This window comes from Nostoc sp. ChiVER01 (assembly GCF_034531155.1).
In the GTDB taxonomy this organism is placed as follows: Bacteria; Cyanobacteriota; Cyanobacteriia; order Cyanobacteriales; family Nostocaceae; genus Nostoc.
Map to the genome: position 1 here is coordinate 168872 of NZ_JAVRBS010000008.1, position 22483 is coordinate 191354.

Consider the following 22483-nt stretch of genomic DNA (forward strand, 5'->3'; position numbering starts at 1 on the left):
TGTGCCTTGGCTTTAGCACTATGTATACATTGAATACAATAAACCTATTTCAGGATAATCCCAAAATAGGATATTTAGAGATTTTGCAGTATTTAGAGGCGATTCCACTGCTTGTGAATGACTATCAGGTTACGATCGCGCGAATGGCAACCTTAAATTTTCTTGGTAGCGGTATTTTCTTAAGTTGCTGTCACGGCTGCTGAAAGGGTTAAATAAATCTTTTCCCAAAAGGTAATATTTTGAGTCATAAAGGAGTTCAAGCATGACTTATTTTGATTACTTTTGAGGTTTTTTTTAAATGAATAAATTCATCATTGGAATTGGGATGTTTGTTGGCTCTACAATTGGTAGTTACATCCCTGCATTGTGGGGTGGAAGTGTGCTATCGTTCACCTCGATTCTTTTCAGCGTCATTGGTGGCCTTGTAGGGATTTGGCTTGGGTATCGCGTATCAAAATATTTAGGTTTTATCTGATCGGCGCGTTGCTGAAAGCCTTAAAGGAGTTTTTTACCAATAAGTAAAATTTTGAGTGTGTCTTCTATGCGATCGCACTTCTTCAATAAATGGGCAACCAGTTAGAGAATCTTAACTGAGCAGTTTGTTTTGCAAGCATGAACTATTCCATTTTTATCAACCGTTAACTGATAGCAAATCACATCACCAACTTGTAGACGATGATTTGTTTTTTTAAGTGCATTTTGTCAATTTACGATCGCCTTCTAAAAAGTATTGTGATTTTTCTCTGCTTGTATGAAACCACCCTGCTTGCCTTCTCCTCAACCCCACAATCTTCTACCTGCTTTCCCACTTAATTTTTGGTGAGTATCTTCTAACAAAGCTGGAATATCTAACTTTTCTGGACACCGAGGCAAACAGTCACCACATTCTGTACAACGGTTAGCTTTCATGCCAGGGAACCAGTGACCGGCATTTTCAAACATTCCGTAACGATATTGTCCATAGTCAGTCATATCGTATGCCACTGCAAGATTTCGTAACCGCAACACCTCTGGGATATTGATATTTTCTGGGCAGGGCAAACAAGCATAACATTGACTACACTTATCAGTTTCTAAAGCAAGTTTTTGGTGATTTTCTAACCGTTCAAAAGCAGAATTTTCGCCTGATGTTAACTCTCTATCATTGTCAGCGATTCGCAAAGGTTCCCTTAATTCATTTGGGTTTGCTGGGCCGATACTCAAAGTAGTAATACGGCTATCAGCAAGTAAAAAGCGATAGTTTAGTTCTAATGGTAAATACGGAGAGCATAGGTCTTTTAGAGTTTGGGGTGGTGTATAGAGCCGTCCTCCCTTATCAGCAGGGGAAATAATGAAAATGCCCATATCCTTTTCGGCAGCTAGTTGAATCGCTGGTGCGTGCCGTTGGAAAAAATAGTAATAATGCAGATTGACAAATTCAAAATAATCTGTGTCTATTGCTGCCTGAATTAGCTCTAATGACCCGTGGCTGGAAAAACCAACATGTCGCACTCGACCATCAGCAACAGCTTCTTCTAAGGCTTGCATACAGCCATTTTTGGCTTGCACCCACTCTAAATGTTGCCAGGTGTTCAAGCCATGAACGCCTAAGCAATCTAAATAATCTAGCTGTAATTTTTCTAGGGATTCGTTGATGCACCGACGCATGGTGTCAGCATCTGCTGTGGCTGAAATTTTGGTAGTGATATAAAGCTTCGTTCGGGGTACTGATAACCCAGCTTTTAACGCCCTACCAAGATACTCCTCACTTTTGCCGTAACCTCTGGCGGTTTCTAGATGATTAATTCCTAGCGCTAAGGCTTGTTCGATAGTCTGGTGAGCATTTTCAAAATCAGCCAGGTAGCGCATTGTTCCCAGAGAAAAAACCGAGAGGCGCAGATTCGTTTTCCCAAACCGTCGGTATTGCATCTTTAAAAAAAGTTACGAGTCATTCAATTTTAGATTTTAGATTTTAGATTTTTCCTTGAATCCCTTCTCCCAAGGGGAGACGCTGCGCGAACGGGTGACGCTCGTTCGCCCTTGGCGTGTCGTAGACAAGACTCGCTCTAAGCGAAGCCATGCCGTTGGCGCAGCCTCTCGTAGAGAAGGCTTTACGCTGCGCTAACAGCAGTCACTCATGGGGGAAACCATGCCAGATGCTTCAAGTCGGCACCGCCCAAGGCACTGGCTCCCCAAGATCGTGCTGCTTCACTAAAATCCAAAATTCAAAATTTAAAATTGCCTAGCTATCGCCATTACCAAAACGCTTGATCAAATCTTCAGGACGGAGATTGGAAATAAATTCACGGAAGGCTTGCTGTTCGGCTTCATCTGCATCACGATCGACAGGGATAGAAGCATCGGCAATCACTTCTTCCATTACCCAAATGGGGGTATTTGTACGGAGGGCAATGGCGATCGCATCGCTAGGACGCGCATCAATTTCTTTTTTGACCTCGCCTTGCTGGACGATTAAAGCTGCATAAAATGTATCCTTTTGCAGGGAATGAATGATCACCTTTTCTAGAGTCATATTCCAAGCCTCTAGAAGATTCACAATCAGGTCGTGGGTTAAGGGTCTGGGAGGCTTTTGATTCTCCAGTGCGCCCATAATTGCCCTAGCCTGTTCCTGACCAATGTAAATTGGCAAAGCCCGCCGATCTGAAGAATCTTTCAAAAGGACAATCGGGCTACGGGTTATGGCATCTAATGCTATGCCAGCGACTTTCATTTCAATCATTGCCTAAGCCTCTACAATGCTTCGAGAGCCTTGGATGCTGTGTAACAAATAGTACCCCTTTTTAGGCGGTTGAGCGACAGTAATAAACATAAGCATTCGTTCTCTATAATTGCTTCTATTAAACTCCGAACTTGTGGTGAAAACCAGAGTAAGTCAAATTGGTCTTCTTAGACAATAACCTTCTTACCCAAGTATGCCCTGTGAAGGATGCTAATGTGTTAATATTCATAGACGAAAAAAAGTCAGAAAATATACTTGAATGTTCAAGATTTCTGTGAGAATTACCAATTGATTTCAAGCAAAAATAGGCAATAACTAGAGTTAGTTTGACAAAAAAGCCGTGTTTACAGGATTAATCCAGGCATTAGGAACGATGGAACCCTTAGGGGGCGATTCTTGGCAAATTACTTGTGTAAGTCATTCGTGTGAAGTAATTATGCAAGATTTGGCTTATGGTGACAGTGTTGCAGTAGATGGTGTTTGCTTGACAGTTGAAAAAGTTTTAAAAGACGGTTTTATTGCCACGGCTTCACCGGAAACTCTACGCCGCACGACGTTGGGAGGTGAGCAAACGCAACAGAAATATGTCAATTTAGAAGCATCGCTAAGGGTGGGCAGTAAAGTTGGCGGTCATTTTGTGATGGGTCATGTAGACGGCATCGGTCGATTGCTAGTGGTAGAACAAACGGCTAGTTCTTGGGAAATGACCTTTATCGCATCCGAGGCGATCGCACGGTATATTGTCCCCAAAGGTAGCATAGCTGTCAATGGCATCAGTCTCACAGTAGCGGCTTATGAGCCAGAACTCTCTCAATTCAAAGTTGCGGTAATTCCCCTCACATACGCCGAGACAAATCTTCGCTATTTGGTTCCTGGGAGTTGGGTGAATCTAGAAGGGGATATTCTCGGCAAATACGTCGAAAAATTCCTTTACCCTGGCAACCCACACACCACCACTGATGAAACTAGCATGGATGGCATTACACCCGCATTCTTAGCAGAACACGGGTATTTATAATTGGGCATTGGGCATTGGGCATTGGGCATTGGGCATGGGAAAGAAGACTTGGGGGACAAGGAGAAAGACTTGTTGGAGTTCTAAACTTTTGTCCCCTTGTCCCCTCTGCTCCCCTGCTCCCCCTGCTCCCCCTGCTCCCTGCTCCCTGCTCCCTGCCCCTCTGCTTCTTCTAGCTTCCTGGTTCCTGGCTTACCTGAGCAGTTTGCAAGCCTCGTACTAACTGGCTGAGGGCGCTTTGTAATTCCACGCCTGGGTCAGTAGCAATCCATCCGTTCGGTGTCAGGTGGCGAACTTCAAAGTGCAGGTGAGGACCTGTAGAGTTACCGGTGCTGCCAACTAGCCCGATGACAGTTCCAGGTTGTACCCACTGACCGGGTTGAACAAGGATTTCTGACATGTGACCGTAGAGAGTTTGTTCAGCAGATTTGTGATTTAGAATCACGGTTAAACCATAACCACCCACCCAGTTAGCAGTTTCTACTTGACCAGCAGCAGCTGCCAAAACAGGTGTTCCCGTAGGCGCACCCAAGTCTGTACCGGCATGGAAGCGTTGATTACCTGTGATTGGATGAATTCGCCAACCAAATAAAGAAGTAATAGGAGCAGGTATAGACAAGGGATACATCATTCCTATACCGCTATAGGCAACTCTCCCTACGTAGGGAATTTGCGGCAATACTGATGCCAGTGAGAAGTCATAAGCTACGTTGCTGGGACGGGGTGCAATGTTGCCATCTGCCATTGGTGGAGGTAAAGTTCCGCCACTCGGTGCGATGGGAGTTGCACTCACTCTCGTAGGGGTAAACTCGCTAGGACTTGGTATAAACCGATTCGGGCTAAATCCGCCCTTGGTGACACCGCTAGAACCAGTTTGAGTTGGAGTACCACGCCATCTGCTAGTGTTGCCAATAGAAGAAGATGCAATCTGCCGCACGGGTGGAACTACTGATAATTGTGCATTTTGGCTTCTTCTAAGCCAAGTAGGTGCTGGTTTACTATTAGAATCAGCTACACTCCTTTGTGGTACTTTGGCGCAAACGCCGCCTAATACGCTTTGCCCTGATGGCAAAGTGGCTCGACAACCACTGGAGCGTTCTGTAAGAATTACAGAATTTGGTGCTTGATAAGTAGCTGTTGCACCACTGTCATAACTATTAGGATCAATATAGGCGTTATTATAATCCTTGGTTTTTTCCGGCGTTGCACTGACAGGGCTGTTGGAGTTATTTGATGGTTGAGCAACTTCTGGAAGTTTTTCAGGTAAAGACCGGAAAGGGGTATTGGGTTTTTCCTGTCTCACCGTTGCAGGAGTAACCTGAGAGGCTTCTACCTTGGGTTTTGACTGTCTGATAATCACAACAGGTTGGGCGGCTTCGATTTTGGGTGTAGATTGCCTAACTGGCTCTTTTGATTGAGCAACCTCTGGCTTGGCTAATCTCTTTCTGAGTCTGGCTCGCCGTTGGGAAAATTCCGGTTGTGCTTGAGCGGCTTCGGGCGCAACAGCCTGCTTTTTAACTGGATTTATAACTGTTGAAGGCTGGGAACTTTCAACTGTGGGAACGATGTTGTCTATTTGTGTTTCTGTTTGGGCAAACACAAAGCCGCCGCTAAGGAGGCTGACGCTACTCAGCCAACAGAGGCTCTGGGCTGGTAGTGTTGAAGCAAAACGTTTTTTTGTTAGATTTTGCTGCCATAAGTAATTTAAACGATGAGGGGCAGAATTATTGCGCTGCGTCATTTGTTCTCTCAGTTGTGTGTAATTAGCCTAAAGAGATGATGCTAGTGGTTTGTCTTGCCCAAAGAGCGGAATTTGAACAAACCTCAAATTTAAACGGAAGATTTATGGTACCCCAAACTGATTGTACCGGGTTCAATATAAATTTCCGGTGTAATTAGTTCCTTTGTATTGTATGTTTCTAAATCAACTCGTAAATTTCCTTGAGGAGTCACCCCAACTACTTTACCTGAAATATTGTTGACGTAGACGCGATCGCCCATATTTATAAGCAAATCTAAATAGCGAGACAAGAGTACCTTTACTCCTTCTTGGCAAAGGCACTCCATACCGGATTCTATTCCCAGCAAGACTTTAGAGGTGAGCATTTCCAGACAAGAAATTGGTCTGAAATCTTGAGAAGCTTGCCACGATTCCAGATTGATTCCAGTTTCTGGTACTGGGTTTGTCCAGTTAATACCAACACCAATTACTGCTTGAGTGATTTGTCCTTTGTTTACTTTGGTTTCTGTCAAAATGCCGCCTAGTTTGCGACCATTTAAAACTAAATCATTGGGCCATTTTATCCCAACATCTACACCGCACTGGCGCAATTGAGACGCAATTCCCCAAGCAGTAGCAAAAGTTAGTTGGTAGCTGTCAGTAGCCTCTATTTTGTGGTCGAAAGAAATCGCTACAGAAATATATAATCCGCCAACCGGAGAAATCCACTCACGGCCCCATTGTCCGCGCCCAGCAGATTGCACAGTTGCGATTACTACTGTTCCGGAAATAGCCCCTTGGTTGAGTAAGTTCCAGAGGGTTTGGTTAGTTGAAGAGACACTTTCAAAAAAGTGCAGAGAAAATGGTAAATATGTATACTTACGCGCTGCCTTCAAGGCTGCTTCCAAGTTTTGCAAATTAAATCCCACAGCAGTTAACCCAAATTCCGTTGTTCAAGTTAGCATTGATTGGCTGATGAGTGAGTTCTGTTTAGGTTTGGTTGAAGATGCACACTTGGCACTGGCACAATTGGGAAGGACTGCCCTATCTAACTTGTAGTATTCTGGAACGTTGGCATCACGGCTTCTTTACCCAGCAGTTTTGGCCGCGATCGCCACAAGTTATCACAGAAGTATTGCAACCAGAGGCATCAGTCTATCGCTTAAAGCAGGTTCATGGCAATACTGTTCTCACCCCTCAAGAAGTTGAAAGCATCTTTTGCACTGCTGAGGAAGATTTAGCATCGGCAGATGGTTTAGTTAGCGAACAGCCTCTCCAAGCCCTTTGGGTAGCTAGTGCAGATTGTACACCCGTGCTAATTGGGGATGTGCAAACTGGACAAGTAGCAGCATTACACGCAGGCTGGCGGGGAACTGCCAAGAAGATTGTCCCCTTAGCGATCGCTCGGTTACAATCTCAAGGCAGCAAATTAGATGATTTACGTATTGCGATGGGGCCAGCGATCGCTGGTGAGGTTTACCAAGTCTCTCTTGAAGTGGCTGCTGAAATTGGGGCTAGCATTGTACCATATAACGACGAAGAAAAAATTGTTCAATCATTACATGAATTACCAAATTCCCCCTTACTAGAAGATCCTAATCCTGGAAAGGTAAGGCTAGATGTGCGGCGGGTGAATACCTTACAACTGGAAAATATGGGGATTAGTGCAGAACAAATTGCGATCGCGCCTTATTGTACTTTCCAAACTCCAGAGCATTTCTTTTCTTACCGCCGGGAGAAAGAGAAAAAAGTTCAATGGTCAGGGATTGTTAGCGGTAAAATCAGTCACTAGTATTCAAATGTGTTTTGGCTCATAAAAGCACCATCCACCAAAGATTGAATTTTCTCTACTGAACGGAGTCGAAGTATCAAAACTAAAATCCAATATTCAAAATTGATTCAAACCCGATTCAAAGGTTTAAATTCTATCACCTCTTTTTGACGAAGAGAACTAATTGCTAAAACTAAAATACTCAGAGTTATTCCTAAAACCGCATAACTCGGTAAGGCAAAGATAGTTATTTTCATAATGTATGGCAATTCCCCTGCTTTCACATTCCATCGGTTTGCTAGAGAGTGGATCAGCCAACCATGAATAACTGCTGTTTGCACTGCAAGACAGCAAACCCCTACTAACCAAACAGACATTCTTTCCCTAGAGAATTTAGAATGCCTGATCTGATGCAGCAAATCATTTAGCAAAAAAACGACAGCAGGTATTAACATCACAGAACTAGTTTCTTGCGAATAGGTGATGCCAATACTCAAGCAAGAAACTATTGCCATTTCTGTTAAATATATTTTTTTTGACCAGTCGGTGAGAGATTGCTGTAGATACCAATACCAACCCGCCAAACCAAGAAGTATCAAAACAATTAAGTTTGATAAAAGCTTGGCAAAGAATGGGCTATTGGGAATTAACCTCGGCCCCACAACCATCAAATCTAGACGACTAATCGATATATAAGGGCTAACTGCGGGATCGTTTTGCCAGAGGGAAAATCCACGAAATGCATCCGAGACAAATTGTGTTAAAGAATTATCTGTCAAGGCTAGACCTAAAAATGCTAAACAAGTTACTGTGATAACAGATGCAAAAACTAGAGATAACCGTCTTTTAAGTAGAAAATACAGAATGAATAATGCAGCTAATGTTGGTTTAAAAAGGGCAATCCCCAAGCAAACTCCTGCTAGAATATCCTGATTCTTTCTAGCGAATATAAACATCCATAAGATAAGAACTACAATAAAAATTGCAACATTACCAACTTGAAGATCCCGAACTACGCCATAAATCAAGGCAACCGAAATTGTGCAAATAGTTCTGAAAGCTCGTGATTTAGACTCTAGTAATATATTTGCTCCCCACAAAGCTAAACCAATTGCTAATATATGCATTAAAATCGAGATTTTAAATGCAGTATTCATTGAAAAATAGCCGAGAAACCAGATGAGAGGAATAATATTGGGTGGATAGACAAACGGTGGAAGAGAGCCACACACCGTAGTTATGCTACAAAAAGTCTGATTAAAAATCTCGACATTAAAAGGACTCACATGCTGATGAGCCAATTTACTCGCCACATAATACCACTGAAAATCCCATAAAGGTGGATTTGGCTGGTTTAGAAAATAAAGTAGCCAACCTGTATAACAGAGGAATCTTGTAACGACTAATCCAACACCTGCTTGAAGGAGGAAGTTAACAATTGGTTGACGAAAAAATTGTATTAACCGTTGGATAACTGAAGATTTCAAGAATAAAGAATTTCTCCAAGCTACCTTTTCTTCATCTAATCGCCAATTGTTTTTGAGAACTACAGCAACTAAACCTAGTATAATTAGGTTCCAAAAGCCAAAGCTGATCATTACAATTATCTCAATAATTATTTTTGCATTTAGTAAATAATATCGCTAAAGTGAATCTAGATAATAAATATTTAGATGTTTTTATTCTTATCTAGCCAGCCTCAGAATTTATTCTGAGGCTAATAGCATTCATTCGTCTAAAGACGATTAATAAAGGCTTTTATTCCACTAAGTGTGGAGTTGGGCTATAAGACAATACGCTTGGGTTAAGAAGAATTTTAGGTTGGGTTGAACTTTAGTGGAACCCAACAAAGCTTTGATAATGTTGGGTTTCGTTCTTTAACCCAAGCGTATTGGGCTATAAAAGAGGAACTTTAGTTCTGGGCGGTTTATGTCTAGAACGAAATAGCCCTGCTATAAGTAGCCCTTGCAATGTGACTGGTAAAATCTCTTTTTTTCTCTCTCTGTGCCTCTGCGGTTTAAAAGTAATTTTTCTAACCACAGAGGCGCAGAGAACACAGAGTAAATAAATTAAAGAGGATTTTTTTCACCTACCTTGAAAGGGCTAGTTTTATAAGTTTTCCATTTTTTTTCACTCTATATTATTTAATTTTACTTATTACATAAAGCGTCGCTTAACAACTCGCGGTGCATTAATGCTCTATCTACTAAAGATTGTATTTGCTCTGGTGATAACGGATCACCATTGGCGTAATGCTCCATCCAAGTCAGACTAATCAAATTGGGGTCATCTGGTAAACTAGCTAAATCCCATCCAGGCATTTGCAAGTCTTCCATGAGGCGATTTACTTTAGGATCATAACTGAGAGCAAAGCAGCGACAACCTTCAGATGCAGCCATAATCAAGCTGTGGAGGCGCATCCCAATTGCCATTTCTACGCCGCGAAACACGCCTTTCAAAAGTTGCGGATCTTCCAGACATAAAATTTTGCTAACATCTTTAAGGTGTGGTTGAATAGCTTCGGCAATACTTAAATCTTCACTTTTTTGAAATGGTAATAATAAAATAAAACTTTGTGTAGCTTTTTGGAAGTCAACCAAAGCACGGGTTAAGTTTGCTAGGCGGGTTTCTGTAAGTTGGGGATGCGATCGCAACGTTACCGCAACTCTCGGCGCAGGTAAATCCCAAAGTCCCGGTACTGGTTTCGATTCTAACGCCCAAACCGGGTCAGGAGCTATAATACAAGGAATTTCCCAATCAGATAATAAAGCCGCACTGGCGCGATCGCGGACACTAATTTTGGTACAATTACCAAAGGTTTGCCGTGCCAACCAACGAGTTTGCGGACGCACTAACGGGCCAATCCCCTGCGCCCAAGCAACAGTTTTCAAGCCCATTTTCTGCGCCAATGCCATTATTCCGCCATAATAAAATGGGCTGATAGTGCTGGTAACATCTTGGATGAGACTCCCGCCGCCCCAAATCAAGGCATCACTTGAGCGTAAAGCTTGCAGTACAGGTAAAGGAGCCATGCGATCGCAAGTTTCTACATTGTAGCGATCGCGCGTTTCCTCTGGATTCCCCGAAAGTACCACTGGGGTTACATGAGATGGTAACATTTGCAAAAGCGTTGCCAATAAAGCTTCGTCACCACCATTACCTTTACCGTAATATCCAGATAATAACGCCCGCATCTTGACCATTTTAGATTTTAGATTTTGGATTTTAAATTAACAACTTTTTTTATACGGAATATCTGTAATTGATACAGATAGTAGACTCATTCACAAGCTCTATTTTCAAACAAGGAAGATACAAAAGACTCCTAACTCTTGTACAGACGCGATTAATCGCGTCTCTCCTAAAAGGCGATTAATCGCGTCTCTCCTAAAACGCAATTAACCGCGTCTCTCCCAACTCCCAACTCCTAACTTTCTTATGCACGCCCTATCGATTCCCACCTGGATTATTCATGTTTCTAGCGTTATAGAGTGGATTGTCGCCATTTGGTTAATTTGGACTTACGGCGAACTCACAGGTAATCGCAATTGGTGGGGATTATCCCTTGCCATGTTACCAGCTTTAGTTAGCGCCATGTGTGCTTGTACCTGGCATTATTTCGACAACGCCGAATCTCTAGAATGGTTGGTAACGCTTCAAGCTACCATGACCTTAGTTGGTAATTTTACCCTTTGGGCAGCAGCGTACTTGATTTGGCGTTCTACCAAGTCTGCTGACACTGTTGAACCAAAACCTATCAAATCAGAACAATGATTTCTAAAGAAACCCTGTTTGCACTTTCACTGTTTCCCTATTTGGGTTTCTTATGGTTTATCAGCCGCAGTCCGCAAATGCCGCGTTTAGCGCTGTATGGATTCTATGGCACTCTCGTCTTTGTTGCCATCACCATCCCAGCCGGAATTTATGCTGTATTGCATTATGGCAAGTCTTTGGCAGATGTAGATTGGTTGCACGGTGGTGCAGAACTATTTTTGACCCTTTCTAATATTTTGCTTGTGCTGGGTTTTGGGCAAGCTGTAAGGCAATTAAAAATGAAAAATGAGAAACAGAAACCCCAGCAATAACTAAGGTTTTGATTGCATTGAGTTATGAGGAAGAGTTAAATGGATGTAATTCCAGCAATTGATTTACTAGAAGGTCGCTGTGTGCGACTGTATCAAGGAGACTACGATCGCTCCCAAGTTTTTAGCGATAATCCTGCTGATGTTGCCAAACAGTGGGTAGATCAAGGTGCTACCAGATTGCATATAGTTGATTTAGATGGTGCCAAAGCGGGTAAAGTAGTAAATCTGGGGGCAATTGAAGCGATCGCTCATGCGGTGTCAGTGCCGATTGAAATTGGTGGAGGATTGCGCGATCGCACCAGCGTACAACAAGTATTCAATTTAGGCATACAGTGGGCAATTCTTGGAACCATCGCCGTAGAACAACCCCAGCTAGTGCAACAACTGTGTGAAGAATTTCCTGGACAGATTATTATTGGCATTGATGCCCGTAACGGACTCGTAGCAACTCGCGGTTGGTTAGAAACTTCAGAAGTTTTAGCAACCCAACTAGCTGTACAAATGCAAGAATTGGGTGCAGCTGCCATCATTTACACAGATATCCACCGAGATGGTACACTTATTGGCCCCAATTTAGAAGCTTTGCGAGAACTTGCAGCAGTAATTTCTATCCCGATAATTGCCTCTGGTGGGGTAAGTTCTGTCACCGATTTGTTAAGTTTGTTAGCGTTAGAACCTCAAGGCGTGACTGGTGTGATTGTCGGACGTGCCTTGTATACTGGGGATATTTTACTCAAAGAAGCATTACGAGCGATCGGGCCTGGGCGGATTCAGGATATCCCCCCCAATCTTGGTTTTTCTACCTTTGCTTGATATTTTCTGCCTTTGGTCAAACTGTAGTAGGGCTACTGTGTACACCATAGAATTGTAGGGTGGAGAAATATTTGCCCATCCTACAAGCTTTTTTGTACTAGTACAGCACGGCAGAAATAAACCATCTATTCAAAATTAATAAAACCCTTACGGTGTAACCTGTTTAGATTTTAATTGTTTAAATAAACTTAAATTTTTTATGTTATATTTCTGTAATCAACAATACCCATGATGTAGATAATACTGTAAAAGATTTTAAAATTTAGTGTTATGTCTAGTCAAGAATCAAATTCCAATAAAGTATTTAAGCAAACACAGGCTACCGGAACAAAGAAAAAGAAACCACAGCCTCCCACAGACATCAAAAAACCAGATAAAACTGAATAAAAACCATTTATAAGTGTACATCAGAGCAAGCTCTAGAAGAGCAAAGAGGGGTTCTGTACATACTCAATCGAGAACTACTATAGTTCCTTGTAGAGACTTAAGTTAAATTAAGTCTCTACAATTCTCATCAAAAATAAATTAGCTCATTTGTTTTTCGCTTGAGTTTTTGCCTGTTCTAAAGCTATTTCTTTAATAGCCTGATATGAATTAACATTTGAAGTACCTTCAATAGCTTTAACTGCCAAATCTTGAACTTGTTTTAGGGCAGATTCAAGTTGTTTAGAAAGATTTTGAATCCGCGTCTCCTGATTAGTAATAGTTTGCTCTAGAGATTGCAGTCTTTGTTCATAGAAACGCTTCTGCCCTTCCACTTCTTTAGAATATAAATCTGATTTTACTTTAGCTTGGTAGTGGGCGATGCCTTTGCCTTCTTCTGTAGCTTTTTTAATAGCTGCTTCCTTATCTTTTGGAAAAGCCTCTACCTTTGCTTTTAATTCTTCAAATTGTTTCTCTCTCTCAGAAATTGCTTTCTCTCGTTCAGCCCACTGTTTTTCTGTTTCTTGTAGTAATTCTTCCAGTTGCTTATATAGTGCTTTCTGCTCTTGTTCGTATTCGTCACTTTGCAATTGGCGCTGGAGTTCTAAATTATACTTATACTCTGACGCATCACGTTGCCGAGTTTTATTCAAGTTTTCATTCCGTTCTTTTATCGCCCGTTGCTGTTCCTCTTGTTCTTTTCCCCAAGTATTCCTTTGTTCTAATATTTCTTGAAATAATATTTCAGAACGCTGGCTATATTCTTCCTGATAAGCTTTAATATTATCTTCATAGGCTTGGATCAGAGTATCCAAGATATCATCAGAAATTTCTAAATTGTGCAGTTGTGTTAATTGTCGAATTTCTTCTTCTAAAGTTCGCCTAATTTCTTCTAACTTAGAAGCCTTTGTGGTTAGCTGTTCTGATAATTCATTAGCAGCACTGCCAAAACCTAACTGAATCTTCGCCAAGCTTTCAATTGTATTATTCATCTTCTGTTGGACACTAGAAAGCTGAGTCATAGCTGTTTTTTGTTCTAATTTAGGCTGTTCTTTAGTTCCAGATTGGTTTTCCTTCACAACTTGTTCTAGTTGCGATTTCAGCGCTGCTTTTTCTTGAGCTAATTCCTCATACGCCTGAAGAATTTCTACTTTAGTATTTTTATCAGTCGGCTTTTTCACCACTACAACAAACCTCCTCTTCAGGAATTAATAATTATTAAGATGCAACAAACTCATAACTATTTAAGATTAGAACTACCAAAAGCCCTCATAGCTAAGTCTTGTGCTTGTTTTAATGCAGTTTGCAATTGAGCAGAAATACTTTCTATTTGTTCAGACTGTTTTTTAATTGTTTCTTCCAGAGATTGGATTTTTAGTTCATAACTCTGTTTGTTAGATTCCCATTCTTTTTCAAATAAATCAGCCTCAATTTTCGCTTTTTGGCTTGTTTCTTTAATTGCTTCTTCCCGAGCTTTTTTAACGGTTTCTTCCAGTTCGTTAGGAAATTTAGTTACCTTTTGTTCATAGTCAGCAAAAAGTGGTTGACGTTCAGCTAATATCTTTTCTCGTTCTGCCCAATCTTTCTCTTTCTTTTGAGAATTTTCTTTTATTTCCCTTTGTTGTTGACGCTTTATCGCTTCGTAGCTATCTGTATTGAGTTTACGAGTAGTTTCTAATTTATACTGAGATTCTTCTTGTTCTTGCTGGCGATCTTTGGCTAATAAATCGTTATATGCTTGGAGCTTATCTTCATACTCTGCTTGCTCTTTTTGCCATTCTTTACGCCTGATTGTAATTTCTTTCTCTAGTGTTTCCCTTTTGCTGATAGTATCTTGTTCTAAGATTTTTAATTTTTCTTGATGTTCTTGACTTAAAATGTCTAGAGTATCTGCTACAACTCTGATTTGTTGAAGCTCTTGTAGGCGTTGAGTTTCAATTTCTATAGCTCGGTTCAATTCATCTAACTTGGAATTTTCCTGAGCTAGTTTTTCAGATAATCCATTGAGAATACTGCCAAACTCCAACTGTAAATCAGCTAAACCTTTGACAATACTATCAACTGTATATGCAGAAGCTGTTTGCAGAATTTCTTGACTTTTTGCCTTTTCTGCTTCCTCTTGTTTAGTTGCTATTTTAGATTCCAGCTTTTTTCTTTGGATAATAATTTGTTGAAATGCTTGCATTAGTTGTTGTTTGCTGTCTTTGACTCCAGCTGTAGTCATTTTCCAACTCCCTTCAATAGGCAATAATTTATTGGGTAGCAAGCCATACCAATGACTACCCTATGCAGACATCAGAATAGCTTTAAAATCAGCATTTTTAACGCAGTGTAAACACGGAAAGTTCAACAGAGGACACTTAGGTAGTACGAATTTTCCACATATATGTCCTGAACCTATCCCACTAATAATATTTGTGCTACAAAGCTTAAGTTAATTGAGAACTGAAAACGAAAAATCAAGGTTTTCAAGCACATTTTACGAAAAGAAGTAGGGATTTTTAGAATAGTGGGATAGGTTCCTGATGTTTTTCAGTTATGTAGCATTTCTCAGTTGAATCTAATAGTGACCTACCTCTCCTTAACCTCTCCTACGAGGAAAGGCAAGCGGAAAAACTTTTGTTGCTGGAAGGCGAGTAAAATTCAAACCTAGAGAGGTCGGAGTGTATTACATACAAAGGAAAAGTGCTATGGTTTTCTGTTCGAGATGGCTAGTTCATTTGTACTATAGTAAATATACCCAACTTAATTAGCTCTTGTCAAGACAATCCTTTATCTAATTGCGTTACACAACAAAAGATGAAAATTTCTTTTGCGATCGCCTACTCCCTATTGATTTTTGATTTAGCAGGGTACTGTGGCATATGTTACTTTTTGTAAAGAAAATCTAAAAGAATCAATCCCGGTAGAAGCGTGGTTGCAGTAAGGCTAGATAATAGAATTAATCATCCTAATTGATACAAGCACAGTCCCAGACTTTTGTGATATCAATGTATACCAGTGAATCGACCAAATACTCTGCTAGAACGGATATTGGACAAACCAGCCGAATTTTAGTAGTAGAAGACGAAGAATTAATCCAGGAAATGCTAGCTGTAGCCCTTGAAGAGGAAGGTTATGGGGTAACAACAGCACCCGATGGACGGTCTGCTATCGAGTATCTCAAAAGTTTTGAAACCAATTCGGGGGAACTTCCCTTCGATTTGGTCATTCTTGATTTGATGCTGCCGCAAATCAATGGGCTAGATATTTGCCGTTTGCTGCGTCATCAAGGCAACCCAGTACCAATTTTAATGCTGAGTGCTAAGGGTAGTGAAACTGACCGCGTACTGGGGTTAGAGGTAGGAGCAGATGACTACCTGACCAAACCCTTTAGTATGCGCGAGTTAGTGGCTCGTTGTCGCGCTCTACTCCGCCGCCAACGCCTAAGTAATTTACCACAAGTACCAGTATTAAAATTCAAGGATATCACCTTGAATCCCCAAGAATGCCGCGTGCTGGTTCGTGGTCTAGAGGTGAATCTTTCCCCCAAAGAGTTCCGCTTGCTGGAACTATTTATGAGTTATGCCCGCAGGGTATGGTCACGCGAACAATTGCTAGATCAGGTTTGGGGGCCGGATTTCGTTGGCGATAGTAAAACTGTAGACGTTCACATTCGGTGGTTGCGCGAAAAATTAGAGGAAGACCCCAGTCATCCTGAATATATTGTGACTGTACGAGGTTTTGGCTATAGGTTTGGATAATTAGTTGGGATAGTTGTTAGTTTTTAGTAGTCACGAAGAAACTAACAACTCAAATGCTTTTATTGGGATTTTTTCTGGGTTTAGCGGTAGGCATTGGGTTTTGGGTTTGGCAACAGGTTCAACTTAACCGTTACCTGGGGCGCTTACTCGGGCCGTTAACCTCGCATTCTGACAAGATGGGACTGCTGTTGATTCCTCGGTTGCGGCAGAAAATAGCGATGGTGAAGCAGCATCGGCAAGATTTGCAGCAGTCGTTGCAAACTTACCAAGACCTACTAGATTTTGCACCAGTAGGATATTTGCAGGTGGATGAGGAAAATCAACTGCTGTGGTGCAATCAACAGGCGCAGGAAATTTTGTATCTGCACTGGCAACCAGAACAAGTACGCTTGTTACTGGAGTTGGTAAGGTCTTATGAACTTGACCATTTAATTGAGCAAACTCGTGATTTGCAAAAACCACAGACAGGAGAATGGATATTTCATCCATCTTGTGATGATGCCGCAGAGATGGCAACAATAAAATCTTTGGCTTTGCGAGCATCTAGCTTGCCTTTACCCAATGGACAAGTGGGAGTCTTTTTAGAAAATCGTCAACCCCTATTAGATATAAATCAAGTACGCGATCGCTATTTCTCTGATTTAGCACATGAACTTAGAACGCCACTAACCTCGATTCGCTTGGTTGCGGAAACTTTACAAACCCGCTTAGAACCACCTTTAAATCGTTGGGTTAATCGCCTAATGCAAGAAGTTGACCGACTAATTAACTTGGTGCAAAGTTGGCTAGACCTCACCCAAATGGAAGCAAACCCAAACATGCAATTGCAAGCCAAAGCTGTAGAATTGCGATCGCTAATTACATCGGTTTGGGAAACACTAGAACCCTTAGCAGTGCGCCAACATCTGTCTCTTGCTTATTCTGGGCCAGAAAATCTTTGGATTAAGGCAGATCAAGCCCGTATTTTCCAAGTTTTCCTCAACTTGCTAGACAATAGTATTAAATACAGTCCTCCTAGTACAAGTATTCACATTGAAGCGAAAATATTATCAGCAAAGGATAATGATGCTGCTTCCCCAATTCTCGAAATAAATCTTATTGATTCTGGAGTTGGATTTTCTGAGGCAGATTTACCCCACGTTTTTGAGCGATTTTATCGAGGAGATAAAGCGCGAACTCATTCCCTACAAAATGGTAACTCTATAGGGGCGATCGTTGGCAATGGATTGGGATTAGCGATCGTTGAGCAAATTATTCACGCCCACGGTGGTTCAATCAAAGCTATGAATCATCCAGAAACTGGTGGTGCGTGGATGCAACTCCAATTTTGTGAAGTTATGGCAAACTCTTGAAGCCAAGACTATAGTTAGTAATATCTTCACCTTTGAGACAACAAGTGTGAAAGCTGTCCATTACAATCCCAATCCTCAAAGACCTGAACTCGCACGCGCCATTAGACGCTTAGAACGGGATGTCTTACGCATGGGTGCTTTGGTAGAACAATCATTTCGCCTCAGCCACCAAGCGTTATTTGCTCGTAACTTAACAGCAGCTGAGGAACTTCCGCTATTAGATAAAAAGATTGATCGCTTTTATCGTCAAATCGAATCAGACTGTACGGCGATTATGACGCTGCAAGCGCCTACAGCTCAAGATTTGCGCTGCTTGAGTGCCTTTATGCAGCTGGTGCGCGACTTAGAGCGCATTGGCGATTATGCTGAGGATTTAGCTGAGATTGCAATTAAAATTTTTCCTTACGCGCCTCATCCGTCAATGCCCGATATTGAAACTATGTCCCTTCACGCGCAATCAATGCTAGCAACTAGCTTGAAGGCTTTAGGAGATTTTGATGAAGCTGGTGGACGCCGTTTAAAGCGCTTAGATGATACTGTAGACGATGCGTATGATCGCGTTTATCAGACTTTAGCCCAACAACGCAATGTACCTGGTGTAGTCGAGCCAATTGTACTGTTAGCACTGGCAATTCGTTGTCTGGAACGCATGGCAGATCATGCCACTAATATCGGTCAAAGGGTAGCATATATTGTCACCGGTCAACGCTCTTAATTGACGCTTTATCAGTCCATAGGCTTTAGCCACTACCTCTACAAATAAAGGCTGACGACTCAAGCGAATTAGTAAGCTAAAAAAACATCTAATTTGCATAATCGAATTAAATATAACTTTTGTGGGTGGGCTGAAAAGCCCATTTCTATATTTGTGCCTATGTATCTCCTGAATCTTAAGAAAATATTAAATACTTAAAAGCTAAGTTAACCAAATATTTTACTAAAAGCTTACCTATTCTTAAACTTGCACAATTAAAGTAACGGATAAACAACTGAAAAAATTCCGTTCTATCTTACTGATAAATACCTCAATCTATAAATTGTTTATAGAAAAAATTTAGAGTTAGCTTCTAACTCTAATTGAGAAGAATAAGCTGCCAATTATACAGGTAAAGTTTGATATAAATTATTAGAGTTTCTTAATGATTGTAAATAGCGAGATTCCCTGATAATTATGTAGTTACGGTTAATGATATATTCCACAACTCCTACTTTAAACTCTTCTGTCTTATCAAATAGCTCTCCTTTGGGCGGACAATTACCCCAGCAGATATTTACCCGTAGGCAAGTAATTCCACTTCAAAATGATGTACTTTGGCGCATTGAGCACGGTGCAGTTCGTAGCTTAACGTGGAGTGAAGATGGAACATTTATCACTCTCGGTTATTGGGGACTAGGGGATCTGATTGGCTATCCTTTATCTAGGGTCAAGCCCTACCAGATTGAATGTCTCACAGGCGTAGAAATAAGCATTGTGCCACCTGATTTGTGGCATCAAGATATTAATGCTTTATTGTCTCATATTCAACAGGTAGAAAATCTACTAAGCATTGTGCATCGAAAACCAATTTTGCTACGCCTATGGCAGTTTTTAGTATGGTTAAGTGAAAAATTTGGACGTGATGTAGATAAGGGTAAGCTAATTGATCTAAATGTTACCCATCAAGATATTGCTGAAGTGTTAAATACCACGCGCGTAACAATTACCCGGCTCCTACAACAGTTGGAGGAAGAAGGAACAGTTTTACGTCACAAACGCCGCATTATTTTGCGATTACCAAATAAATTAATTCAAAATTATAGTTCAGCATTATATTAAAGTACTTGTATTTATTTCAGTCTAAAGGTATAATCATTACTGTGATTGTGTGTGAAAATCCTGAAAATTAAGTGTTTTAAGCATTTTATCAGGACTAGATTATGTAGGTGTGAGTGAGAGTAATAACATGAAAAAAGCATTCTGGAATCTTTGTAAGGTTAGTCCAGTTGTCTTAGCTGCTGCATTTTTCGCCGCTAACAGCGCTGTAGCTGCTGAAGTCAACGAACAGGTAACAAATGTTGCCCAGTTATCTGAAGCTCAAGATTCTAACGATATTGGTCAGGTAACATCAGTTTCGCAATTTTCGGATGTGCAGCCCACAGACTGGGCATTCCAAGCTTTACAATCTCTAGTTGAACGCTACGGCTGTATTGCAGGTTATCCCAACAGTACGTATCGTGGGAACCGTGCTTTGACCCGTTATGAATTTGCCGCAGGTTTGAATTCCTGTTTAGACCGGGTTAACGAACTTATTGCTACAGCTACTGCTGATTTGGTTACTAAACAAGACCTGGCTACTTTACAGCGCTTACAAGAAGAATTTTCTGCTGAACTAGCAACCCTGCGCGGTCGTGTAGATGGACTAGAAGCCCGCACTGCTGAGTTAGAAGCTAATCAGTTTTCCACTACTACCAAGTTGGTTGGAGAAGCTATTTTTAACGTGTCTGATGTTTTTGGTGGCGATAGAGCAGTTGCTGCTGGTAATTCAAATCAAAACTTGAATTCTAACACCACTTTTTCTGACCGGGTACGCTTGAACTTGTACAGCAGTTTCACTGGTAAAGACCAGTTGCAAATCCGTCTAAATGCTAACAATACCATCTCTAATGCTGGCGTGAGCGGTACTAACATGACCCGCTTGGGCTTTGACGGTGATAACGGCAACTCTGTTGTCATCGATAAAATTAACTATGCTTTCAACTTTTCTAATGCGTTGCGTGTCAAAGTTGACGCTAGTGGTGGTGAATTATACGAAAACGTAAACACTTTCAACCCTGACTTTGCTAGCTCTGGTAAAGGTGCTATTTCTAGGTTTGGACGTTTCAGCCCTATTTATCGCCAAGGTCAGGGTGGTGCTGGTGTGACAGTTACTCTCAATCCTGGTGGCCCTATCAGCTTGAGTGGTGCATATTTAGCTAGGACTGCTAATAACCCTACCCTGAATAATGGGTTATTGGAAGGCGATAACGCTATCTTTGGTCAGTTATCTTTCCAACCCACGAAAGCTTTTAATATTGGTCTAACCTACGCCCGCACTTATCAAACTAGTAATGTTAACAATACTGTTAACAACAACCTTTTCCAAGGTACAGGTAGTGTTTTTGCCAACAATCCCTTTGGAAATAACACTGCTACGGAATCCAATAACTACGGTGTAGAAGCTACCTTCCAATTTAGCCCTAAGTTAGCTATTAGTGGTTGGGGAGGTTACACAACTGCTGATGCTAGGAGTGGTGCTAATGCCGGTGCAGACGCAGATATTTGGTACTGGGCTGGAGCGCTTGCTTTGAGAGATTTTGGTGGAGAAGGCAACGTCTTGGGTGTTATCTTTGGTCAACCACCTAGAGTTACTGGTGGTAGCATCAAAAATGTCGCTACCAATGTTAATTTAGACGACAGTACCTCTTATCACTTAGAGGGTCTTTACAAGTTCAAGGTTTCCGATAATATTCAGGTAACTCCTGGCTTATTGGTAATCTTCAATCCAGAACACAACGATGCTAACGACACTGAATATGTAGGTACTTTACGTACTACCTTCACCTTCTAAAATTTGCGATCGCAAATAAAACTTAGAATTAGATAAACAAAAGCCCGCCTTAAGGTGGGCTTTTGTTCAGGAAGAAAATTAGCTATGTGGGATTATAATCTGGTTGATTGGATATATCTTTTGGGGGGCGATCGCTACTCCAAGCCCACCACACAGAGCCACAGTGACAGTAGTAAAACTCTTGCCATTTGCGACGACGGTCTTCTGTAAATACAGGCGATCGCCGATTTAGCCAAACTTTTTCAGCTTCTCGGCTACTTGAGTGGCAATTAGGACAGCAAAAATCGTATGCATGTATTGCCTTATTTGTCCATTCAGGTGGAAGGGTAGCAAAAGCGTCCATGTTGTTACAAGTGTAGTAGCAATAGTTATCGAACAGAATTCAGGAGTCAGGAGTCAGAAGTCAGAATTCAGTCTGCTGTATCAATATTTTTATGGCTTCATTTGAATCTATTCACTTTCTCGCCATTTATAGAGGTTTTTACTAATAGAATAACCATTTAGAAAGACTGTTAGAGCATCTCACAAATCAAAGGTTAACACGAATGACAACTAAAATAGTTACGATGCACATTATGGCTAATAATTAAATTTATGGAGCCAAATGTTGAAATTCGCCGTTTGTTAGATGTGATGCCTGCCTCTGGTCGGATGACGACAAAAATCGTTAGTAAGCCAGAACAGGCAAAAGTGATTGACGCCTCCTTTCCCCAACCCTGGAATCAGGCGCGACCGATATATATTAATTTCGATTTGTGGCGTCGTCTGACTAAGCCGCAACGAGACTTGCTACTGTTGCAGATGGTTAGCTGGTTGACCGGGGTAAAGTGGTTTAAACCCGACATTTATCAAGGCGTAGTACTGGCGGGACTATTAGGGGGATTATTAGAAGCAGCACAATCAGATGTGGTGGGTGTAACCGTAGCTGGAGGATTAAGTGCGATCGCCACTTTTCGGATCTGGCGCACTAATAAGTCTCAAGAATCAGAGTTAAATGCCGATGCAGCAGCAATTCGCATAGCACAACGGCGTGGTTATTCAGAAGCTGAAGCAGCACAGCACCTGTTATCTGCAATTGAAGCGGTAGCCAAAATTGAAGGGCGTTCTGGTTTAGGTTTTACCGAGTTGATTCGTTGCCAAAACTTAAGAGCGATCGCAGGTTTATCACCAGTAGGTATACCAGAAAGTTATAAGTAGAAATAGTTAAAAAATCAAGAGAATATTTTGATAAATAAGTTGTCTCTCAGATTGTGAT

22 protein-coding genes are annotated in these 22483 nt (G+C 41.3%); 13 read left to right on the top strand and 9 right to left on the bottom strand.

Annotated features, from left to right (window positions below):
• Positions 1–29: 29 nt before the first annotated feature.
• Complete coding sequence (locus RMY00_RS13300; RefSeq protein ID WP_322647997.1) at positions 30–203, top strand: hypothetical protein; 174 nt, start codon at positions 30–32, stop codon at positions 201–203.
• 95 nt (positions 204–298) lie between these two features.
• Positions 299–475 (top strand): hypothetical protein, encoded by a 177-nt coding sequence (locus RMY00_RS13305; RefSeq protein ID WP_322647998.1) that lies wholly within the window; start codon positions 299–301, stop codon positions 473–475.
• Between the two features lie 302 nt (positions 476–777).
• Here RMY00_RS13305 and RMY00_RS13310 read toward each other — a convergent pair whose 3' ends face one another.
• Both RMY00_RS13310 and RMY00_RS13315 read right to left on the bottom strand, forming a co-directional pair.
• Positions 778–1908: an aldo/keto reductase gene (locus tag RMY00_RS13310; RefSeq protein ID WP_322647999.1), complete on the bottom strand. Its 1131-nt coding sequence runs from the start codon at positions 1906–1908 to the stop codon at positions 778–780.
• A gap of 313 nt (positions 1909–2221) precedes the next feature.
• On the bottom strand, positions 2222–2719 hold the full coding sequence (locus tag RMY00_RS13315; RefSeq protein ID WP_322648000.1) for a bifunctional nuclease family protein: 498 nt from the start codon (positions 2717–2719) through the stop codon (positions 2222–2224).
• 340 nt (positions 2720–3059) lie between these two features.
• On the opposite strand from RMY00_RS13315, the gene RMY00_RS13320 reads away from it, so the two are divergent.
• On the top strand, positions 3060–3737 hold the full coding sequence (locus RMY00_RS13320; protein WP_322648001.1) for a riboflavin synthase: 678 nt from the start codon (positions 3060–3062) through the stop codon (positions 3735–3737).
• A gap of 169 nt (positions 3738–3906) precedes the next feature.
• Here the strand turns inward: RMY00_RS13320 and RMY00_RS13325 are convergent, their stop codons facing one another.
• Both RMY00_RS13325 and RMY00_RS13330 read right to left on the bottom strand, forming a co-directional pair.
• The gene (locus RMY00_RS13325) at positions 3907–5475 is read right to left on the bottom strand and encodes a M23 family metallopeptidase (RefSeq protein ID WP_322648002.1); all 1569 of its coding nucleotides are present in this window, start codon (positions 5473–5475) and stop codon (positions 3907–3909) included.
• An 89-nt stretch (positions 5476–5564) separates the two neighbouring features.
• Positions 5565–6383 (bottom strand): biotin--[acetyl-CoA-carboxylase] ligase, encoded by an 819-nt coding sequence (locus RMY00_RS13330; protein WP_322648003.1) that lies wholly within the window; start codon positions 6381–6383, stop codon positions 5565–5567.
• Positions 6384–6460: 77 nt separating this feature from the next.
• On the opposite strand from RMY00_RS13330, the gene pgeF reads away from it, so the two are divergent.
• Entirely contained in the window at positions 6461–7246 is a 786-nt protein-coding gene (gene pgeF / locus RMY00_RS13335) for a peptidoglycan editing factor PgeF (protein ID WP_322648004.1), read from the top strand.
• A gap of 107 nt (positions 7247–7353) precedes the next feature.
• On the opposite strand, the gene RMY00_RS13340 is transcribed toward pgeF, so the two are convergent.
• Positions 7354–8823 (bottom strand): glycosyltransferase family 87 protein, encoded by a 1470-nt coding sequence (locus RMY00_RS13340; protein WP_322648005.1) that lies wholly within the window; start codon positions 8821–8823, stop codon positions 7354–7356.
• Positions 8824–9375: 552 nt separating this feature from the next.
• On the bottom strand, positions 9376–10419 hold the full coding sequence (gene csaB, locus RMY00_RS13345) for a polysaccharide pyruvyl transferase CsaB (RefSeq protein ID WP_322648109.1): 1044 nt from the start codon (positions 10417–10419) through the stop codon (positions 9376–9378).
• 244 nt (positions 10420–10663) lie between these two features.
• On the opposite strand from csaB, the gene RMY00_RS13350 reads away from it, so the two are divergent.
• The 3 genes from RMY00_RS13350 to hisA are packed head-to-tail and all read left to right on the top strand — an operon-like array spanning position 10664 to position 12123.
• Positions 10664–10999, top strand: a complete 336-nt coding sequence (locus RMY00_RS13350) for a DUF2499 domain-containing protein (RefSeq protein ID WP_322648006.1) — start codon at positions 10664–10666, stop codon at positions 10997–10999.
• Complete coding sequence (locus RMY00_RS13355) at positions 10996–11310, top strand: DUF3593 domain-containing protein (RefSeq protein WP_322648007.1); 315 nt, start codon at positions 10996–10998, stop codon at positions 11308–11310. The genes RMY00_RS13350 and RMY00_RS13355 overlap by 4 nt, the downstream gene beginning before the upstream one ends.
• A 39-nt stretch (positions 11311–11349) precedes the next feature.
• Positions 11350–12123 carry a 1-(5-phosphoribosyl)-5-[(5-phosphoribosylamino)methylideneamino]imidazole-4-carboxamide isomerase gene (hisA, locus tag RMY00_RS13360; RefSeq protein WP_322648008.1) on the top strand — a complete coding sequence of 258 codons (774 nt, stop codon included), beginning with the start codon at positions 11350–11352 and terminating at the stop codon, positions 12121–12123.
• A gap of 530 nt (positions 12124–12653) precedes the next feature.
• Here hisA and RMY00_RS13365 read toward each other — a convergent pair.
• Entirely contained in the window at positions 12654–13730 is a 1077-nt protein-coding gene (locus RMY00_RS13365; protein WP_322648009.1) for a hypothetical protein, read from the bottom strand.
• A 56-nt stretch (positions 13731–13786) separates the two neighbouring features.
• Positions 13787–14770 (bottom strand): hypothetical protein, encoded by a 984-nt coding sequence (locus tag RMY00_RS13370; protein WP_322648010.1) that lies wholly within the window; start codon positions 14768–14770, stop codon positions 13787–13789.
• Between the two features lie 766 nt (positions 14771–15536).
• Between RMY00_RS13370 and RMY00_RS13375 the strand changes: the two genes are divergently transcribed.
• The 5 genes from RMY00_RS13375 (at position 15537) to RMY00_RS13395 (ending at position 21228) form a co-directional block, all read left to right on the top strand.
• The gene (locus RMY00_RS13375) at positions 15537–16289 is read left to right on the top strand and encodes a response regulator transcription factor (protein WP_322648011.1); all 753 of its coding nucleotides are present in this window, start codon (positions 15537–15539) and stop codon (positions 16287–16289) included.
• Positions 16290–16342: 53 nt separating this feature from the next.
• Positions 16343–17641 (top strand): sensor histidine kinase, encoded by a 1299-nt coding sequence (locus tag RMY00_RS13380; RefSeq protein WP_322648012.1) that lies wholly within the window; start codon positions 16343–16345, stop codon positions 17639–17641.
• A 46-nt stretch (positions 17642–17687) separates the two neighbouring features.
• Positions 17688–18356, top strand: a complete 669-nt coding sequence (gene phoU, locus RMY00_RS13385) for a phosphate signaling complex protein PhoU (protein ID WP_322648110.1) — start codon at positions 17688–17690, stop codon at positions 18354–18356.
• 471 nt (positions 18357–18827) lie between these two features.
• Complete coding sequence (locus RMY00_RS13390) at positions 18828–19457, top strand: Crp/Fnr family transcriptional regulator (RefSeq protein ID WP_322648013.1); 630 nt, start codon at positions 18828–18830, stop codon at positions 19455–19457.
• A 127-nt stretch (positions 19458–19584) separates the two neighbouring features.
• Positions 19585–21228, top strand: coding sequence for an iron uptake porin (locus tag RMY00_RS13395; RefSeq protein WP_322648014.1), 1644 nt, complete (start codon positions 19585–19587; stop codon positions 21226–21228).
• Positions 21229–21310: 82 nt separating this feature from the next.
• On the opposite strand, the gene RMY00_RS13400 is transcribed toward RMY00_RS13395, so the two are convergent.
• Positions 21311–21571 (bottom strand): hypothetical protein, encoded by a 261-nt coding sequence (locus RMY00_RS13400; protein WP_322648015.1) that lies wholly within the window; start codon positions 21569–21571, stop codon positions 21311–21313.
• A gap of 251 nt (positions 21572–21822) precedes the next feature.
• On the opposite strand from RMY00_RS13400, the gene RMY00_RS13405 reads away from it, so the two are divergent.
• Positions 21823–22425 (top strand): DUF3318 domain-containing protein, encoded by a 603-nt coding sequence (locus RMY00_RS13405; protein WP_322648016.1) that lies wholly within the window; start codon positions 21823–21825, stop codon positions 22423–22425.
• Positions 22426–22483 lie beyond the last annotated feature (58 nt).

Excerpts from the sequence above, each read along its gene's own strand:
- RMY00_RS13325 (WP_322648002.1), bottom strand. The coding sequence starts at position 5,475 with ATGACGCAGCGCAATAATTCTGCCCCTCATCGTTTAAATTACTTATGG.
- RMY00_RS13305 (WP_322647998.1), top strand. The coding sequence starts at position 299 with ATGAATAAATTCATCATTGGAATTGGGATGTTTGTTGGCTCTACAATT.
- RMY00_RS13405 (WP_322648016.1), top strand. The coding sequence starts at position 21,823 with ATGGAGCCAAATGTTGAAATTCGCCGTTTGTTAGATGTGATGCCTGCC.
- RMY00_RS13400 (WP_322648015.1), bottom strand. The coding sequence starts at position 21,571 with ATGGACGCTTTTGCTACCCTTCCACCTGAATGGACAAATAAGGCAATA.
- RMY00_RS13355 (WP_322648007.1), top strand. The coding sequence starts at position 10,996 with ATGATTTCTAAAGAAACCCTGTTTGCACTTTCACTGTTTCCCTATTTG.
- RMY00_RS13340 (WP_322648005.1), bottom strand. The coding sequence starts at position 8,823 with ATGATCAGCTTTGGCTTTTGGAACCTAATTATACTAGGTTTAGTTGCT.
- RMY00_RS13380 (WP_322648012.1), top strand. The coding sequence starts at position 16,343 with ATGCTTTTATTGGGATTTTTTCTGGGTTTAGCGGTAGGCATTGGGTTT.
- RMY00_RS13315 (WP_322648000.1), bottom strand. The coding sequence starts at position 2,719 with ATGATTGAAATGAAAGTCGCTGGCATAGCATTAGATGCCATAACCCGT.
- pgeF (WP_322648004.1), top strand. The coding sequence starts at position 6,461 with ATGCACACTTGGCACTGGCACAATTGGGAAGGACTGCCCTATCTAACT.
- RMY00_RS13370 (WP_322648010.1), bottom strand. The coding sequence starts at position 14,770 with ATGACTACAGCTGGAGTCAAAGACAGCAAACAACAACTAATGCAAGCA.
- RMY00_RS13390 (WP_322648013.1), top strand. The coding sequence starts at position 18,828 with ATGATATATTCCACAACTCCTACTTTAAACTCTTCTGTCTTATCAAAT.
- RMY00_RS13310 (WP_322647999.1), bottom strand. The coding sequence starts at position 1,908 with ATGCAATACCGACGGTTTGGGAAAACGAATCTGCGCCTCTCGGTTTTT.
- csaB (WP_322648109.1), bottom strand. The coding sequence starts at position 10,419 with ATGCGGGCGTTATTATCTGGATATTACGGTAAAGGTAATGGTGGTGAC.
- RMY00_RS13395 (WP_322648014.1), top strand. The coding sequence starts at position 19,585 with ATGAAAAAAGCATTCTGGAATCTTTGTAAGGTTAGTCCAGTTGTCTTA.
- RMY00_RS13350 (WP_322648006.1), top strand. The coding sequence starts at position 10,664 with ATGCACGCCCTATCGATTCCCACCTGGATTATTCATGTTTCTAGCGTT.
- RMY00_RS13375 (WP_322648011.1), top strand. The coding sequence starts at position 15,537 with ATGTATACCAGTGAATCGACCAAATACTCTGCTAGAACGGATATTGGA.
- hisA (WP_322648008.1), top strand. The coding sequence starts at position 11,350 with ATGGATGTAATTCCAGCAATTGATTTACTAGAAGGTCGCTGTGTGCGA.